This is a genomic window from Enterobacter sp. BIDMC 30, assembly GCF_000534355.1.
Taxonomy (GTDB): domain Bacteria; phylum Pseudomonadota; class Gammaproteobacteria; order Enterobacterales; family Enterobacteriaceae; genus Enterobacter; species Enterobacter ludwigii.
In genome coordinates this window covers 1,865,895-1,883,849 of the sequence record NZ_KI973169.1, presented here as the reverse complement: position 1 = coordinate 1,883,849, position 17,955 = coordinate 1,865,895, and the positions used below count along the sequence as shown (strand labels likewise).

The following is a 17,955-nucleotide window of genomic DNA, read 5'->3' as shown; positions in this document are numbered from 1 at the left end:
CATGTGCGCTACCGGGCGCTCGGGCATCAAAGCTTATCTAACAGCTTCTTCACATCCTTCCCTGACTGAGAATCTTTATTCCGATCCGCCCAGTCGTTCAGACGACGTTTCGCTTCGTCCTGCAGATGTTTGCGCAGGATCTGATCCACCTGAAGGCTGTAATTCAGCGCCTGCCATTTGCCATAGACAGTGAGTGGAACCGGCGTCTCTTTAAGGAAGTCGATCAGTTTACTTTCACCCTGCCAGCCGGAAAGTACCCGCACGTTAAATCGGGTATCCGCCGTCTCTTTCACCAGATCCAGCTTACCTTCACCGGTTAACGACAGGAGTGAAGAGGTTCCCTGCATTCCGTCGAGGGTGAGCTGCCCGTTATCCAGCGTCAGGTCAGTGGTAAAGCTGTCGAGGCGCGTTGCGCTGTCGTAGTTTTCCTGGGCTTTGACATCACTGCTGCGCTCCACCGCCTGCTGCACCAGCTGCTGGAAGTTAAGCCCTTCCATACGGGAATCTTTCAGATCAAGATGGGCCTGCCCCTGCCATTCGCGGCGGAAAGCCTCAGCATCAATCTTCGTCCCCGAGAAGTCACCCGCCAGCGTCAATTGGCCCGTTAAGGAGATTGGGTAATTAAAGGCTTTAAGGATGGTACCAATCTCAACGTTGTCGAGACGCGGCTGGAATTCGGCGCTGGCCGTCTCTTTACGCACGTCCAGCGTGCCCGGCAGAGAAAGATGTCCAGCGCCCATTTTGCCGCTCAGTTCGGAGATCACCAGCAAACCGTTATGGTTAAACATCTGGCTGCTCACGTCGGTAAAATCGATACCGCGCCAGCGCAGGCTGTTAGCTTTCAGTAAGATATCAGCCGTGAATCCGCGCAGACCGTTATAGTCTGGCTGATCAAGACTCGAGGAGATGACCGGACGCGGCTTGGACGGCTGGCTTTGCCCATTCTGAGCAGCGTTACCGTCGGTTGCACCTGCTGGCTGAGGCGGAAGTAAGTTCTCCAGATTGAGCTTGTCAAACTGCAGATTCATTACCCACTTCGGCTTCTCCTCAAGCGTGACGCTCGCCTGCCCTGTCAGACTGCTGTCGTTCGCCTGCAGGTTGAGATTATCCAGCTCAAGCTGTTTTTGTTCTTCGCGCCACACGGCCTGCAGCGTTCCCTGACCGGTGATCCCCTGGGCAGGAAGATCGGCTCCCGTCAGTTGCCAGTTCAGCTGCTGAATATCCGCCGTGAGCTGATGGGGGTAATCTGAGGCATTCACGTTGGCGTTCAGCGACAAATTGAGATCGCGCTGATCGCGGTTCAGCCTTCCGCTAAACTCCAGCGAGGCAATATGATGGGCGTCCTGCTCCATCTTCAGGTTGATGTTACGGACGGTTACCTGCTCGTCGGACTCATGCTGGAAAACCAGCACGCTGTCGGCGACTTTCAGTTTGGCTATATCAAATGACCAGCCCGTATCCGTCGGCTCGTCGGGCAGCGTATTTTCCCGCGGGGCGACCGGCGCATCCGAGTCACGCACGGCTTCAGTTTGCGGCGTCAGCTGAATCACCGCCCCTTTCAGCATCACCTGGTCGACCTGCAACTGGTGTGAAAAGAGCGGGATCAACGCCACATCAAGACGCATGTTATCGGCAGAGACCAGCGGCTGGGAGGCACCCGGCGCGGTTAACGACATGCGGCCTGAGAGAATGCTGAGTTGCGGCCAGACGTGCCAGCGCAGCGGCCCATCAAGCTTCAGTTGATAACCACTACGCGCTTCGACCTGCCGCACCATGTAAGCACGGAAATCATTAGGGTTAACAAGCAGGACTAACGCCGAAAGGCCAGCAACCAGAACCACCAGCAAAATCATCAGCGTTGTCAGAACTCTTCTCATAGCATCCTCAGTGGACTAACGATCAGTCTTTATCAATACGGCTCGCGACCGCACCCTGCTGGTCGCGATATTTAGCATCCTGACGGCGGTTATAAGGACGATCTGCCGGACCGGTTAGCGGTTCAAAACTCAGCGCACCGATCATCATCCCTGGACGCAGTGCCAGAGGCAGTTTACCGGCATTGAAGAACTCGAGCACGATACGGCCCGACCAGCCTGGATCAATACGGTGCGCGGTCACGTGAACCATCAGCCCCAGTCGCGCCAGAGAAGAACGGCCATCGAGCCAGCCGACCAGGTCCGCAGGCAGCGTCACGGACTCATAGGTCACCGCCAGCGCCAGTTCACCCGGATGCAGATAAAAGGCTTCGCCCTCGTCAATAACGATTTCATCACTCATCACGCGATCAAGCGCGGCGCTGACTTCATCCTTCGGCCCGCTAAGGTCGATGAACGGTGCGGTATGGCCGCTAAAAGTGCGGAATTTATTTCCCAGGCGCACATCAACAGTCACACCATTGATACGCTCCACGGGTGGACGTGGTGTAATAGACAGACGGCCTTCATCCAGCCAGGCTTCAATATCGCGATCACAAAGACGCATCGCACTTTCTCCTTTCATGCATCGTACCCTGAAGCCATAAAGACTCAGGGCAAAACCAGGTTATCCCTGAACGGTACACAATTCGCGCGGCTTATTCAAAAAACTGGCTGATTTTCGCTTTTAAGATATCAATGGCTATGCGGTTTTTACCGCCGCGAGGCACGATGATATCGGCGTATTGCTTGGATGGTTCAATGAATTGCAGGAACATCGGGCGGACAGTTTTCTGGTATTGCGCCATCACGGAGTCCATTGAACGTCCACGCTCATTCACGTCACGCTTAATGCGGCGCATCAGGCAGATATCCAGCGGCGTATCGACGAAAATCGAGAAGTTCATTGATTCACGCAGACGGGAGTCGGTCAGAAGCAAAATACCTTCAAGGATAATGACCTTCTTCGGTTCGATACGGATCGTTTCCTGCGTACGGGTATGTTCTACATAACTATAGACGGGAAGTTCAATTGCCTGGCTGCTTTTAAGTGCTTCTAAATGCTGGAACAGTAAGCTGTGATCCATCGCATTAGGATGGTCATAGTTAGTTTTTACGCGTTCTTCCATCGACAGATGGGATTGATCTTTGTAATAGCTGTCTTCGGGAATGACGCCGATATGCTCATCACCAACTTGTTCACGCAGTTCGCGGTAAAGCGTACTGGCAATAAGACTTTTACCTGAAGCCGATGCGCCGGCGATGCCTATAATGACGCACTGATGAGACTTATCAGTCATAAATTTAGCGACCTGATTAACCTGGATGTTAAGGAAGGACGACGCCGGAGCGTCAAACGCGGCAATTATAGGGATTTCGCGGGCATGATACCAGTCGAAAGCGCAGGTTCTGCGAGACAGGGTGAAAAGCGACGAAATGATCCCTTTGTGAAATTTAAACGCACGTTTTTTCAGCGTTTGCCGGGGATTTTTTACCGAGTAACTATTTAATAAGTCTATGATGTCAAATTATGAGCAGTCGCCATATGAATTGTAAATTGTTTGTACTAGCATAAACCAAATTATCAAATTCACTCGTCCGGACTTCTCTCCTGACGGCATGGCGTCTCTGGATAAAGCGGTAATGAATAAACAATACCAGCGGGTTTTGGTTACCACCCCACATCCTTTATTGCGACTTGTCTGTCTGGGCCTGGTCACCTTTATCTTTACCTTATTTTCGCTGGAGCTGACCCGCTTCGGCACCCTGCTCGCCCCGCTCTGGTTCCCTACCGCCATCATGATGGTGGCCTTCTACCGTCATGCGGGAAAGATGTGGCCGGGTATCGCTCTGGCCTGCTCGTTTGGCAATATCCTGGCCGCGTGGATGCTTTTCTCCTGGTCGTCGATCAACCCGACCTATACCGCTATCAACGTGGTTGAAGCCGTGATTGGCGCGGTGTTACTGCGTAAACTGCTCCCGTGGTATAACCCCCTGCAGAATCTGAATGACTGGATCCGTCTGTCCATCGGCAGTGCGCTGGTGCCACCGCTGGTTGGCGGGGTGCTGGTGTATCTTCTGGTGCCGGGTCCGGAGCCGCTGCGTAATTTCCTCGTCTGGGTGTTATCAGAAGCCATTGGCGCGCTGGCGCTGGTGCCGTTAGGGTTACTCTTTAAACCACATTATCTACTGCGTCACCGCAACCCAAAATTGCTGCTGGAAACGCTGGCCACCATGGCCGTGACGCTGGCTCTCAGTTGGATGGCGATTACCTGGCTGCCGTGGCCCTTCACCTGCGTTATCGTTCTGCTTATGTGGAGCGCCGTGCGCCTGCCGCGAATGGAGGCGTTTCTGGTGTTTCTGGTCACCGTGATGATGGTCTCGCTGATCATGACGCGTAACCCTGCATCCATGACGCCGCAAAACCTGCTGGTGACGCTAAACGCGCCCTGGCTGCCCTTTTTGATGATGCTGTTGCCGGCCAATATTATGACCATGGTGATGTATGCCTTTCGCGCCGAACGCAAACATATCACCGAAAGTGAAGCGCGTTTTCGTAACGCAATGGAGTATTCCGCCATCGGCATGGCGCTGGTCAGCATTGAGGGGCAGTGGCTTCAGGCCAATAAAGCCCTGTGTAACTTCCTGGGATACAGCCAGACGGAGCTTCAGGCCCTCACCTTCCAACAGTTAACCTGGCCGGAAGATTTGAATACCGATCTCGAACAGCTGGAGCAGCTGGTCAACGGCGACATCAACACCTACACCCTTGAGAAGCGTTACTACACCCGCAATGGTGAAGTGGTCTGGGCCCTGCTTGCCGTCTCCGTGGTGCGCCACACCGACGGTTCACCGCTCTATTTTATCGCCCAGATTGAAGATATTAACGACCTGAAGCAGACCGAGTGGGTCAATAAACGCCTGATGGAGCGCATCACCCTCGCCAACGAAGCGGGCGGTATCGGCATCTGGGAGTGGGATCTAGAGCCAGACATTATCAGCTGGGATAAGCGGATGTTTGAGCTGTATGAGATCCCACCGCACATCAAGCCCACCTGGCAGCTCTGGCACGAAACGATGCTCCCGGAAGACCGCGCTCACGCTGAAAAGGTGCTCCGGGATTCCCTCATTTCACGTTTGCCGTTTAAGCTTGAGTTCCGCATTCGTGTTAAAGAAGGCGTGCGCCATATACGCTCTCTGGCGAACCGGGTACTGAACAAACAGGGTGAAGTCGAACGCCTGCTCGGCATCAACATGGACATGACCGAGGTGAAGCAACTCAACGAAGCGCTGTTCCAGGAAAAAGAGCGTTTGCACATTACCCTCGATTCCATCGGCGAAGCGGTGTTGTGTACCGATATCGACATGAATGTCACCTTTATGAACCCGGTTGCCGAGAAGATGAGCGGCTGGCTGCAGACCGAGGCTATCGGGCAGCCTGTCCTGAAAGTGTTGCACATCACCTTTGGTGAAAAGGGACCGCTGATGGAGAATATTCACAGCGGCGATATGTCCCGTTCCGATATAGACCAGGACGTGGTGCTGAACTGCCGTACCGGCGGCAACTACGATATCCACTACAGCATCACCCCGCTCAGTACGCTGGACGGGCAAAACATTGGCTCCGTGATCGTGATTCAGGACGTGACGGAATCGCGCAAAATGCTGCGTCAGCTCAGTTACAGTGCCTCGCACGATGCCCTCACCCACCTCGCAAACCGGGTCAGTTTCGAAAATCACCTCAAACGGCTCTTACAGACTGTACAGGAGACACGCCAGCGTCATGCGCTGGTGTTTATCGATCTCGATCGTTTTAAAGCCGTCAACGACACCGCAGGCCATGCGGCGGGTGATGCTCTGCTGCGGGAGCTTTCGTCATTAATGTTGACTATGCTCCGCTCCAGCGACGTGCTGGCTCGTCTCGGCGGGGACGAATTCGGGTTGTTGCTCCCGGACTGCAATATCGAAAGCGCGCGTTATATTACCGGCCGCCTGATTAACACCATCAATGACTATCACTTTATGTGGGAAGGACGTCTGCACCGGATCGGCGCCAGCGCGGGTATCACTCTGATTGATGAAAATAACCATCAGGCTTCGGAAATCATGTCACAGGCGGATATCGCCTGTTACGCCTCGAAAAACAGCGGACGCGGCGTCGTCACGGTTTACGAACCCCAGCAGGAACGGGACCACGGCATGCGCAGCATGATGTCGCTTGATGAGCAGTGGCACATGATTAAAGACAATCACCTGATGATGATTGCCCGCAGCGTCGCGTCTCCACGGATACCGGAAAGCTGCAACTTCTGGCTGATTTCATTACGCCTGTGGACCAGCCAGGGCGAAGTGCAGGAAGAGCATGCGTTCCGCTCCGGACTTGCGGAGCCTGAACTGTTGCACGCCCTTGACAGACGTATCTTCAACGAGTTTTTCCGCACCTCCGCCGCACAGGTCGCCCACAAAGGCATGGGGGTCGCGCTTCCGCTTTCTGAAGCAGGTTTAGCAAGCGTCACGCTGGTTGATGAACTTGTCGACCTGCTGGAGAAGAGTCCCATGCCGGGCCGTCTGCTGCATCTGGTTATCGCTGCCGACGTGGTATGTAATCCGGATGAGAACCTGCAGCAGGGCCTGCAAAAGCTTCGCCATGCTGGCTGCCGTGTCGTGCTCAGCCAGGTGGGACGCGATATGAACGTCTTTAGCCACCTCAGCGCCAATATGGCCGATTATCTGATGCTTGATACGGAAATGGTGACGAATGTTTATGGCAACCTGATGGATGAGATGATGGTGACGATCGTTCAGGGGCACGCCCAGCGCCTGGGCATGAAAACCATCGCCGGTCCGTGTAACCAGCCCATCATGATGGACACGCTCTCCGGCATCGGCATTGATTTTATTTACGGCGACACCATCGCCGAGCCGCAGCCGTTGGATCTACTGCTTAATACCAGCTATTTCGCCATCAACTGATGGCGCCCAGCCATCGGTATACCAGATGTGCAGCAACGCATACGAACGCCAGGGCTGCCAGCGCTGGGCGTAGCGCCGAATTTGCGCAGGCGTCATCCCGGCAAAACGTTGCTTTATCAGATAATCATCCGGCAGAAAAACGTCCTTCGCCTGCCAGCCACGCAGGGCCAGGTAGTTTGCCGTCCAGCGTCCTATTCCGGGCCGCTGCTGTAAGGCCTTCATTCCCGCCTCAATATCCGCAGGAGGGGAAAGCGGAAACGTCCCGTCCACCACAGACTGAGCCAGATGAACGATCGACTCCGCCCGCTTTACCGGCATTCCAAGCGCTTTCAACGCCAGCGGGTCCGCTGCGGCCAGCGCGTGCGGGGTCGGGAAGCAGAGATAACCCGGGGCGTCTTCAACCGGCTCCCCGCACAGGGCGACAACGCGGGAAGCCAGCTTTGCCGCCATCGCCACGCTAACCAGTTGCCCGAGTATCGCCCGCACACCCTGCTCCCAGGCATCCATCGCCCCCGGCAACCGTAAGCCTGGCCGAGCGGCCCCCAGATCCCCCAGTGTCGAGCGGATCGCCTGAGGATCGCAGTCAAGATCGAAAAGTCGCCCGATACGCTCAAGACAGCTCTGCGCAACCGGAATCAAGCCCGGGCTGAGCGTCACGGTAAGCGTAGGGGTTTGGCTGTCCGGCGTAACGCGAAATATCCCCTGATGCCCCTCACAGGCGAAACTGCGCTCGTAATAGTGGTCCGTGACGGTCTCTACGCCCGCTACCGCACGTGCGCCAAGGAAACCAAACATCCATTGCCAGTCGTAAGGGGGTTGCCAGGTCAGGGTATACATCATCGCTCCTTTTTTGTTCCCCTCAGCATAAACCGAAAGGCCTTGTTTCGCCTTGCTTTCATATTCCTGTTGTCGCCAGGCAGACATTTCGCTAAAGTCTCGCCCCTTCTCACTGGCATGGGGACTAATCGTGTTTATTGGATTTGACTACGGTACGGCAAACTGTTCGGTTGCCATTATGCAAAACGGGCAACCACAGCTCCTGAAGATGGAAAACGAGAGCACGCTGCTGCCATCAATGCTCTGCGCACCCACTCGCGAAGCGGTCAGCGAATGGCTGTTCCGTCATCATCAGGTTCCCACTACCGCGGCGGAAACCCAGGCGCTGCTGCGCCGTGCGGTCAGTTTTAACCGCGACGAAGATATCGACGTGACCCCTTCCAGCGTGCAGTTTGGCCTCTCATCGCTGGGCCATTACATTGACGATCCGGAAGAGGTTTACTTCGTTAAATCACCGAAGTCGTTTCTGGGCGCCAGCGGGTTAAAACCACAGCAGGTGGCGATGTTCGAAGACCTGGTGTGCGCCATGATGCTGCACATCCGTAACCAGGCGCAGACCCAGGTACCCGATCCCATCACGCAGGCCGTTATTGGTCGTCCGATCAACTTCCAGGGTCTGGGCGGTGAAGAGGCTAACCAGCAAGCGCAGGGGATCCTCGAGCGCGCCGCACACCGAGCCGGTTTCCGTGACGTGGTCTTCCAGTATGAGCCGGTAGCGGCAGGACTGGATTTTGAAGCCACATTAACGCAAGAGCAACGCGTGCTCGTTGTGGATATCGGCGGGGGCACCACCGACTGCTCTTTACTGCTGATGGGGCCACAATGGCATCAGCGTCGTGACCGCGAAACCAGCCTGTTGGGCCACAGCGGCTGCCGCGTAGGCGGTAACGACCTGGACATTGCTCTGGCATTTAAAAGCCTGATGCCGCTGCTCGGCATGGGCGGACAAACCGAAAAAGGCATTGCCCTGCCAATTCTGCCCTGGTGGAACGCCATCGCCATCAACGACGTTCCGGCGCAGAGTGATTTTTACAGCACCGCGAACGGGCGCTTTCTGAACGATTTGGTACGCGACGCGCAGGACGCGGATAAAGTCGCCCTGCTCTATAAAGTGTGGCGTCAGCGTCTCAGCTATCGCGTAGTGCGTATCGCTGAAGAGAGCAAAATCGCCCTCTCTGACCGTGCTGAACACGCTGTCTCATTACCTTTTATCAGTGATGAGCTGGCGACCGCGATATCGCAGGAAGGGCTGGAAACGGCACTCGCCCAGCCGCTGCAGCGGATCCTCGAGCAGGTGCAACTGGCGCTGGAGAATGGTAAAGAGAAGCCGGATGTGATTTACCTGACCGGCGGTAGCGCCCGTTCACCGCTTATCAAGAAAGCGCTGGCGGAACAGCTTCCGGGTATTCCGATTGCCGGTGGCGATGACTTTGGCTCCGTAACGGCAGGTCTGGCCCGCTGGGCACAGGTGATGTTCCGTTAAGCCCCGACGGAAGCCCTCGAAATGCGCAGGGCTTCCGTCGTTTACAGCGCGTTAAAACGCACATTTTCCTTTTTACCTGGCAGCACGCTGCCCTTTTTGCATGCCGCTTCTCTTGTCGTCGGCTGGCTTTGCTCGACAAATCGCCGGAAATCAGCGAACGGCACCGGGGGCAGGAAATGATACCCCTGCAGGTAATCCACCTGTTTGCTGATAAGCCACTCTCGCTGATAAGCGTACTCCACCCCTTCCGCCACGGTACGCAGCCCCAGAATCATCGCCAGATTAATAATCGATTCCAGCATCGGCAGCGGTTGGTTATCAGCCTGGATAGCGTTGATAAAGGTCTTATCAATTTTTATGACATCCAGTTCGAGTTCATTCAGATAGCATAAATTCGCGTATCCTGTACCAAAGTCATCCAGAGCAAACATCACCCCGCGATTACGCAGTGAACGTATCAGTTCTTTTATTGCAGGCGTCACGGCCAGCGTTTGATTTTCGGTGATCTCAATCATGAGCTTCACCGGTAACGATTCTGTCAGCTCTAAAAAATTGAGGCACTCCCAATAAAACACCGGGTTACTTAACGTGGTTGGACTGACATTAAACGCCACAAACAGCGGTGTATTTAACCCGTTATTCTTTTGCTTTAAGTCACTGGCAACTTTATGCATTAAATAGCTGGTGAGTTCATTAATCAGGCCACAGCTTTCTGCCAGCGGAATAAATTCTCGCTGCGAAATCGTGTAATTATGCCCTAATGGCCAGCGGGCCAAAATCTCTATACCACACAGCTCACCACCTGCACCGACAACGGGTTGATAATAAGGTAAAATTTCATCATTTTTGAGTGCCAGACTCAGACGCCCCGCATCATTATTATCATAACTACGCCCGGTGGATTTGCGCATTAACGTACTGTTCTGCCCCACATCTCTTTCAGTCAGGAAACCATTGCGGATAAGAAAAATAATAGATTCAATAAAATTTTTAAAACCAAGCCTGTGCGTTATTTTATCCCGGTAGCGATACAGGGATTTTGTGGTCAATGAATTTGCCCGGCAGAATTCGGCCTGCCCCTCTTTCGTCATCATGGCATTAAGCATGTCTGCCTCAAATTCGGTTAACGCGAAAACGTCCAGCTCATCTGATTTTACGCGTGATTCCGGTTGCGGGGTGGTCATCAGTATACGCGTGAGTATATCGATGACGGTCGTATAATGCAGTGTTACATCAATTGAGGTACTGTATTCATAGCCTCGATTAATACACTCATTTTCGCTCAACCTGAGAACAACGCTGTTTACCATGATAAACTGGCTACTGTTACGATGTAGCCATTTCTTCACCAGGAAAAAGGGCATCCGGTTATCAACAATTAACAGACAGGAGTTGTATTGCTGAAAAGAAAGGTCTGACTCTGATATAAATGTCTGACTGTCGACCAGTACCAGATTAGGCAAAAAAGCCCTAAGCCCGGCGAAAAGATAAATGTCATAACTGAGCAGGAAGACCTTTTTCTTATTCATAATAATCACCATCACGTTTTCATTGTAAAACGCAGCCTTCCCGAACAGGAAAGTGTATTCACAATTGACCTGGTATTCACATAGACTTAAGGTAAAACAAATAAAATGCCTTTAGATTGCATAATGTGTAGTAGCTCATCCCCCTTGCAACAAAACTGAGCGCAGGGGAAATGATAAGAATATTCTTGCTGTATCGGTAGCGAATTCTGAGGTCCGAAATGAGTACAAACTTATGCGCTTATATTCACATTCAGACAAACTTTAGTGATAACAAACCCGATTCTAACAGAATAAAAAACCATAAGCACTGCGACATATAGGTTATTATTTCAGAATAAGACGATACCCTATTCTGAGGATTACGCTGCCCGACACACCAACAGGGTGCGTCGCAAATCGCGTATACCGTACACATTGTGCGCAATATGCATTATTTTATAATAGAAGTTGTGTTGCTTAGACATAATTAATCCCGTGATCTCATCAGGCAAATCATCATTATCATTTTTGATCACAGAAACCCGTTGGGTACGTATGTAGCCGTCACTATCATTACCTAAAAATTTAAGCATCGTGGAACGGTTAATGGCGTAACTTTTCCCATTAACATTAATCACGCCCACTTGTGACAATACCCCCTCTTCAGCAGATGATATCCTGAAAACCAGCAATACCTCCCCTTCGATGTGCATACCTGTTTTTTGCGTATTGAGCACAAGATGGTTCTTCGCTGAGCATACCAGCGCTGCCGGAACCTCATGACGTTTAAATAAAAACAAAAAAATGATAACAAGCGCTACGGCAAGACTAAAATACATAATTTTCGCACGCATGTGCAACTCCCCGGGAGCCTAACGTACAAATACTGAAAAATGATTCCTTTAGTTTATTACCTGCAGACAATCCATTGTCATCATAAAACACAATGACCTTATTTCTTCCCTTACAGATAGATTTGAATTGCTGCCATCGGGATGAATTCAAAAAAGTGGATATTTTCTCAACTGAATTATCATCTGTCGTAAATATTTCACAGGAACCGGATTTTTGTACATGCACGACACCATCGGTATCTCGTAATAATTTTGGCAGAAGGACAAAGCCAGATATCACCAGGCTGATGCCTAACATTCCGCCAACGATCGTTTTACCGTATCGCCTTAACCCGGGTTTGGTGGCGGAGGTTAATGCAGTGATGCTATGCGGCAACGCATCTTCTTTTACGTTTTCGATCTGCGCCTGAAAAACAAATCCTTCTCGGGGGATAGTTGCGATCAGATTATCCATTCCCAGTTCTGCTAACGTTTTGCGCAAAATACTGACATTTTTATTCAGACTGTGACCTGATGGGATCAACCCATACCTTCCCCACACTTCTTCTATAATCAGATCCCGATGTAATTGTTTGCGGTTATTCGCAATAAAGAGCTCCAGTAATCTTGCCGTTGCAGCGGACAGAACCACTCTTTCTCCCTGTACACTTAGCGCTCTGGTCTCTGAATCGTATACAATATGATCATTGATTATCTTTTTCATCCGGGAACTCTTTTATTATCGGCGGCAATGCCAGCACGCAGTACAGAATATATTCCCAGAGTTCAGTTAGCAATATAAGAACTGTTTCTTTAAACTTTAACTGTTATTTTTAAAACAACCATCGCCTATCGGTATATATTTTTTCAACGCAACGATGAATTTTTTATTTTTAGTGTTTAACGCGCTGCTTCGGTAGGTCTCTCCAGGCAGCAGGTAGCGCATCGTCGCCTCGTCATCGGTTGACTGGCATCCCTTGTGTACGATGATCCTGAAAAACGTATTGCCGGTATTTGTCAGCGCCCCTTTTTGCTCATCCAGAGTATAACCTAGCGTCAGCTTTCTGGGCCTGACCACCAGTATCGTATCCAATGCAATAGCGGGCACAGCTTCACTTGCTTTGCCTGAATGACGTTCAGCAAACAGCGTTACCGGCATCTCGCGAAACTGAATCCGGTAGTAACGCTCTTTGTCATCCTCGGGCCCGCGATAGAAGATCTTAAAATACTCCCCGGCGTCCGGGGCGAGCGAAAACGTGAGCGGTGTAAACAGCAACTCCCCGTCCTCTATTGGCAGACGCTTTTCCCCACCCGGTCCTGGACGGTCGATTTTAATCGCCGAAATGCTGTACACATTCTGTTTGTGGCTGTCGTTGTAAATACGTTTGCTAATGAACGACCGCTCTGCGGGGATATCATAGATCGTGGAGTCCAGATACAGCGCGTGGGCAGAAAGCGTGTAAAGCGCAATGCAGAGTCCCACCACACCCTCCGCGACCTTCCGCCAGCGCATCATTTTGTTACTCCCAGCCAGTTCGCGGTGACTTTGATTTCACCACTGGCGCTGACCACGCCTTCCCAGTCAGCACCAGCCACCGTCAGTGCTGAGCGGGAATCATTCATCGGGAACAGCAGCGTTAAGTTGGTGCTGAAAAAGCTGCCATCATCCGTGTTGTTGGCATCCCATGGCACCTGTTGCCATAACGCATCGTTCAGACTAATGGCATTTTCACTGCAGCTGTTCCTCACCTGAGTAGGGCTTCCCGACGCGGTGTTGTATTGCAGATAGGCAGGGACAGGCACGTTTATCCCCCCCTGGGCCGACGTAAACAGGCAGTAAGGGGTATCGTTGATTGTCGTGCTGTCCCCGATAACCTGGGCCGTAATACTGTCAGCCTGACGGGGTCCCGATACGGTGACGACGTAATCCATCTCGATCGGCGCGTCATCTCCGATGGTGCCGCTTCCACTGGCAGAGGCCGTATTATTCGATGAGACAATGCTAATCCCATACTCCTTCGGCACAATATTGAGCTGCAAAGAGGGGGTAAACTGGTAATAGCCTGACTCCGGGGTTAATGCATTCGTAAACGCAAACGTAAAGGGCTGGCTGTTGGTAATACTGACGCCTGCATCCACCAGATTCTTAAGGAATGTTTTCGACAAAAAGACATAGATATACTGGCCAGATGTCGAAAAGACATTGTAATACGCCGTCGAGGCGCTGAAGTTATACCATGTCGAGCCATTTCCCGAATATTTCACGGTGGTTGCGGAAGGGGTAAAACCCAGTGCAGCAGAATCGATATACGCTCTGAACGTCAACGATGCCGTCAAATTTTGCGTCTGCTCAAGGTTGTATTTGACCATTTTACAAATTACGCCATCAACGTTACTGACGACACCCAGCTCACAGGATCCGGAATCATTTGTGATGCTTGGGGTTCCATCACTGGCGATCCACAGCTCCTGAAAGGCACTTGTTGATTCCAGCGCCAGATGTCCCCGCTTGTTTAACGTGTAATTGATGTAATTCCAGCGACCTGTTGTCTGATCCTTACAGCGTTGTCCTGAGGCGTAATCATAGTTAACCGAGGTATAGCAGCGGTTAAAAACATAGGTTTCGCTGCCCCCCGTCGGCATATTACGGAAATACTCATAGGCTGAGTTGCTCAGCGAAGCAAAGCCATACGCTCCGCCAATAACCCCCGCCACGGATCCAACCTGCGCGTGGTAAAAACCATTGTTATCCACCCCCTGCCCGGCAATGTAGCCCGTCGTCGGACACTGCGAACCTCGGTAGCAGCGTATTCCGGTGAAAGGAGCATCAATGGGCGAATTATCAATCCACATATCCTGATAATTATTGGCCGGCGCAGTCCAAATGACATAACCCAGGTAACCGAGGCTGACCTGGGAGGTACCGTATTTAACCCAGGTATTTGACCCGCTGAAACGGGGATCTAACGCGGACGGCGTAATGAAATACTCACCGTCAATGTCGTTCTCGATAAATAAAAACGTGTTGTTGATCGCCCCTGACGATGAGGCGGTCAGTGCCCTTGCGGAGAAGGGAATTAACCCCGCCAAAAACAGGAGCGAAATAAAAACGGAAGCACTTTTTTTCATAGCATTATCTCTGCGCCATCGTGGTTTGTGGTGCACATTTAACATCCCCTACCCACGCAGCGCCCCTGGCTTTTTCCAGATCTAAATCCGCTTCGCAGATATTACCGTTGGCGGACACCAGGGTAATAACGGGATACTTCTTATCAATATCAATGGCGAACTCACCTTTCGCGTCGGTGCGCGTTTTGCCAATGTGGTTATGGATGTCCGTATTTGACGCCAGTTCACCATTGGGATATCGCACCCGGCCAAACACGGTCACCATGCTTTTCACCTCAGGTGACACCACGCCGACGTTACCGGGGTAAAGGTTAAGCGCCTGTTTACGGCCGGAGACAATGTCAAAACTGTCTTCAGAGTTTTTATCATTCATAATTTCCAGCTTGTATTGCGCGTAAGGCGGGAGTGCAATAAAGCTCGATTTGCCGCTAAGAATATAATTTCGGTTATTTATTTTTGCGGCCAGCTTTCCATCACCCACAAGATCGGTTTTCACAATAATGCCCGAGCGCTGTCGCTCTTTGCTCAGACCAAAATCCCCACCCGCCCAGGCAACGGAACCCTGAGAGGAGAAGTTCATATTGGTCGAGTTGTCCGCTGAACGGGTCACCGAAACCGTACCGCCGTTATAGCGGGTGTCATAACTCAGGTTGCCATTTACAGCGTAATTGTTGTCGTAGTTCTGCTCTCCACTCAGGCGCGTCGAGGCGGAAATGCCTGCAGACGTAATGACGCTATCCTCAAATTGTTTACGCGCGCTGATATTGCCCTGTGTTGCGCCGTAGCGATCGCGTGAAACCCCGACACTCATCCACGAGGCCAGCGGCAGCGATAAATCCAGGCTGACATAGCGTTCCTGACGTCCGTCATCATTCGTATTGTTGTAGTAATAGCGCTGTACCCCGGCCCGTAACCCCACTGTAGCGTACCGTCCCGCATAGAGGGTGGTACTGTAATCCAGGTTTCGGTAGGTATTACCGGAATAGCGGTTTTCGGTCTGGCTGACCGTTAACGTGCCACCGTGCGGAATAAACCGGCTCAGGTTCAATGTTGCGCCAACCGAATAGTTATCCCGCTCCTGCACCGGCAGACGGTTACCGATTTTGCTGTCTTCCCGCGACGCCCACAGCGATCCAAACCCGCCTGGAGCATTAAGACTGGCGCTGCTGACGTTGCGCCATGTTCCGTCGTTCGCCACCAGCGTTTGTGTCCCGACGCTGACATATTCGTTGACGTTAAGAGTAATGTCCGTTTCATTGACGGCATTGTCATCAAACCCATAACCTGTCGTTTTCAGGGTTAGCCCGGAGAGCATTGCCAGGGTTAACGAGGCCGCACCACCCGCAATCCAGGTCTGTTCACTGCCGGCATCACGGTAATGATTGCGTTTATAACTCACGCGGTCGTAATCAAGTGAACCGCCAAAAATTTGCCATGCGACTTCATGCAGGCCTGCGGCCTGCTGGCGGGCAAAAATTTTATTCACCCGACTGACGCGGGTGTTCACCGTCCGGCCATTTACCACGACATCCACCGTGACGTCATACACACCGTATGGGAACCGGCTGGTGTCAATTTCGTAGCTGCCCATGTTGAAGTTCTGAACGCTTAACAAGCGCCCATCACGAAACACATGCACTTCACCGGCAGACGGTAAAAATATGGTTATTGGGACCAAGGACAGGGAGGTGTTTTCAACCACCGTACTGCCTTTATTGCCGTAGCTGACGCCGTAGATCTTGCCGCCATTCAGCGCATTGAGGCTGGCGATCGACTGAACGTTCCAGGTGTCGAGCATGCCCAACGCCAGACGATAACCCTCATAATCGCGCTCATACATGGCACGATACAGTTTGCTGGAGCGGTTACTCTCGCCAATACCATAGACCGAGCCATTGATATTGAGGTGGTGCTCTCTCAACGAGGTGGTGTTATCCAGGGTTAAATAACTGCGAGAGCTGCTGCCATTGCGGTAGTCATTGTAATAGGTGCCAAAGTTGTAATTCAGCACAGTAGACAGTCGATCAACGCTGGACGGTCCCAGCAATGAACTGCGGGCGACCACCGCTTCAGTCAGGGCATCCCGGCTGACAATCATCTCCAGATGAAAAGAGGAGACGTTTAATTTCAGCCGTGCGTCTCGCGAAAGGGCAAGAGAGGTATTGTCGATAAATTTCGCATCGCCTATTTTTTCCACCATCTCGCGCGTTTTCTCTGAAAGCACCGCGTTATTGGGCAAATCGGCAATCATAATGGATTTTACAACGATATTTCCCTCAACCAGCGAGATGACCGCATCAGCAATTTTTTGTTGGCTTTTTGTATCCGTCTCCTGGTAGCGGATATAAACGGGGACCGTCATCCCCTGTTCAAGAGAACGCGCGAATGCCCCTGGAATAACATAATTACCAATCTTAACCGGTGCAGAATGCGCAACCCCTGATGTTAGCGCATAAGAGAGTAATAAACTCCCTCCTATAAGATATTTAAAAGACATACGCATCCTTACTTTTCGGTATTTTTATTACTGGTACCGGAAATGACGCCGTGTATTACTTCACTGTAATAAATTGCTTGCCATGCCAAATCCCAATGCGGGTGCGACTGTTTGACACATCGCTTTTCTGCAATCTTATTTTTGTACCTGGCATGACGTAATAACGCTCGCGACACCCGCGTCCCCGATCCTGTGACGCCTCTTTGCAGGCTCCGTAAGCAATGACCCGAAACGAGACGTTGCCTTTGTTGGTGATGACATCCCCGTCACGACCGTATTCAAATCGTTCCTTGCGTGGCGCCACGACCAGAATTGTCCCGATTTCTGCCGACGCCGTCGCAATCGCGGCTTTGCCAGCCTTAGTCGATGCGCTTTCGCTTACGGGTTCGTCAACCCACTGCAGCCGGTAATAACGTTCTTTGTCATCTTCAGGGCCCTTATAGAAAAAGCGAAAAACATCTTTCGCCTCACCGGGTAAAATAAGGCTCGCCGGTGTAGAAAGTAATTCTCCCGACGTTTCAAATTGCATTTCTGTTCCGTCAGGCAGCGGTGAAGAGAGCCTTTTTACGGTAACGCTCACATAGCGGGCGGAATCAGTGGTGTTGATAATTTCTTTTGATAACGCGTTTTGATCGGCCGTCATTATCGACGTGATATCACCCACATTAATCGCCAGACTGGAAAAGGATATAGCCATCCCTGCCAGCGCTGCGAGTGGCAAATATTTCTTCATCAGTGCATTCCTGAGAAATTCGGGAGAGAGCCTCTCCCGAATTAATAT

Annotated in this window: 13 protein-coding genes; 2 read left to right on the top strand and 11 right to left on the bottom strand. The window is 51.8% G+C overall.

Annotated elements, in window-relative coordinates; all coding sequences use genetic code 11:
- Nucleotides 1–26: 26 nt before the first annotated feature.
- The 3 genes from asmA to udk form a co-directional block, all read right to left on the bottom strand.
- Complete coding sequence (gene asmA / locus L466_RS13445; RefSeq protein ID WP_032680627.1) at nt 27–1,877, bottom strand: outer membrane assembly protein AsmA; 1,851 nt, start codon at nt 1,875–1,877, stop codon at nt 27–29.
- A gap of 22 nt (nt 1,878–1,899) precedes the next feature.
- On the bottom strand, nt 1,900–2,481 hold the full coding sequence (gene dcd, locus L466_RS13450) for a dCTP deaminase (protein WP_020883257.1): 582 nt from the start codon (nt 2,479–2,481) through the stop codon (nt 1,900–1,902).
- Nucleotides 2,482–2,572: 91 nt separating this feature from the next.
- The gene (gene udk, locus L466_RS13455; protein WP_032680626.1) at nt 2,573–3,214 is read right to left on the bottom strand and encodes a uridine kinase; all 642 of its coding nucleotides are present in this window, start codon (nt 3,212–3,214) and stop codon (nt 2,573–2,575) included.
- 343 nt (nt 3,215–3,557) lie between these two features.
- Between udk and L466_RS13460 the strand changes: the two genes are divergently transcribed.
- Complete coding sequence (locus tag L466_RS13460) at nt 3,558–6,887, top strand: diguanylate cyclase (protein WP_032681969.1); 3,330 nt, start codon at nt 3,558–3,560, stop codon at nt 6,885–6,887.
- On the opposite strand, the gene alkA is transcribed toward L466_RS13460, so the two are convergent.
- The gene (gene alkA / locus L466_RS13465) at nt 6,852–7,724 is read right to left on the bottom strand and encodes a DNA-3-methyladenine glycosylase 2 (protein WP_032681967.1); all 873 of its coding nucleotides are present in this window, start codon (nt 7,722–7,724) and stop codon (nt 6,852–6,854) included. The genes L466_RS13460 and alkA overlap by 36 nt on opposite strands.
- 130 nt (nt 7,725–7,854) lie before the next feature.
- Between alkA and yegD the strand changes: the two genes are divergently transcribed.
- The gene (yegD, locus tag L466_RS13470; protein WP_032680625.1) at nt 7,855–9,207 is read left to right on the top strand and encodes a molecular chaperone; all 1,353 of its coding nucleotides are present in this window, start codon (nt 7,855–7,857) and stop codon (nt 9,205–9,207) included.
- Nucleotides 9,208–9,248: 41 nt separating this feature from the next.
- Here yegD and L466_RS13475 read toward each other — a convergent pair whose 3' ends face one another.
- From L466_RS13475 to L466_RS13505, 7 genes are all read right to left on the bottom strand, one after another.
- Nucleotides 9,249–10,736 carry an EAL domain-containing protein gene (locus L466_RS13475; protein WP_229216795.1) on the bottom strand — a complete coding sequence of 496 codons (1,488 nt, stop codon included), beginning with the start codon at nt 10,734–10,736 and terminating at the stop codon, nt 9,249–9,251.
- A 359-nt stretch (nt 10,737–11,095) separates the two neighbouring features.
- Complete coding sequence (locus L466_RS13480) at nt 11,096–11,569, bottom strand: hypothetical protein (protein ID WP_020883251.1); 474 nt, start codon at nt 11,567–11,569, stop codon at nt 11,096–11,098.
- A complete protein-coding gene (locus tag L466_RS13485; protein ID WP_014170839.1) occupies nt 11,544–12,272 on the bottom strand; it encodes a winged helix-turn-helix domain-containing protein in 729 nt (242 codons plus the stop codon). The genes L466_RS13480 and L466_RS13485 overlap by 26 nt, the downstream gene beginning before the upstream one ends.
- Nucleotides 12,273–12,368: 96 nt before the next feature.
- Complete coding sequence (locus tag L466_RS13490; RefSeq protein ID WP_032680624.1) at nt 12,369–13,064, bottom strand: fimbrial biogenesis chaperone; 696 nt, start codon at nt 13,062–13,064, stop codon at nt 12,369–12,371.
- Entirely contained in the window at nt 13,061–14,677 is a 1,617-nt protein-coding gene (locus tag L466_RS13495) for a fimbrial protein (protein ID WP_072255707.1), read from the bottom strand. The genes L466_RS13490 and L466_RS13495 overlap by 4 nt, the downstream gene beginning before the upstream one ends.
- A 4-nt stretch (nt 14,678–14,681) precedes the next feature.
- Nucleotides 14,682–17,174: a TcfC E-set like domain-containing protein gene (locus L466_RS13500; RefSeq protein WP_032680623.1), complete on the bottom strand. Its 2,493-nt coding sequence runs from the start codon at nt 17,172–17,174 to the stop codon at nt 14,682–14,684.
- A gap of 55 nt (nt 17,175–17,229) precedes the next feature.
- Nucleotides 17,230–17,907 (bottom strand): EcpB family pilus assembly chaperone, encoded by a 678-nt coding sequence (locus tag L466_RS13505; protein WP_032680622.1) that lies wholly within the window; start codon nt 17,905–17,907, stop codon nt 17,230–17,232.
- Nucleotides 17,908–17,955: the final 48 nt, after the last annotated feature.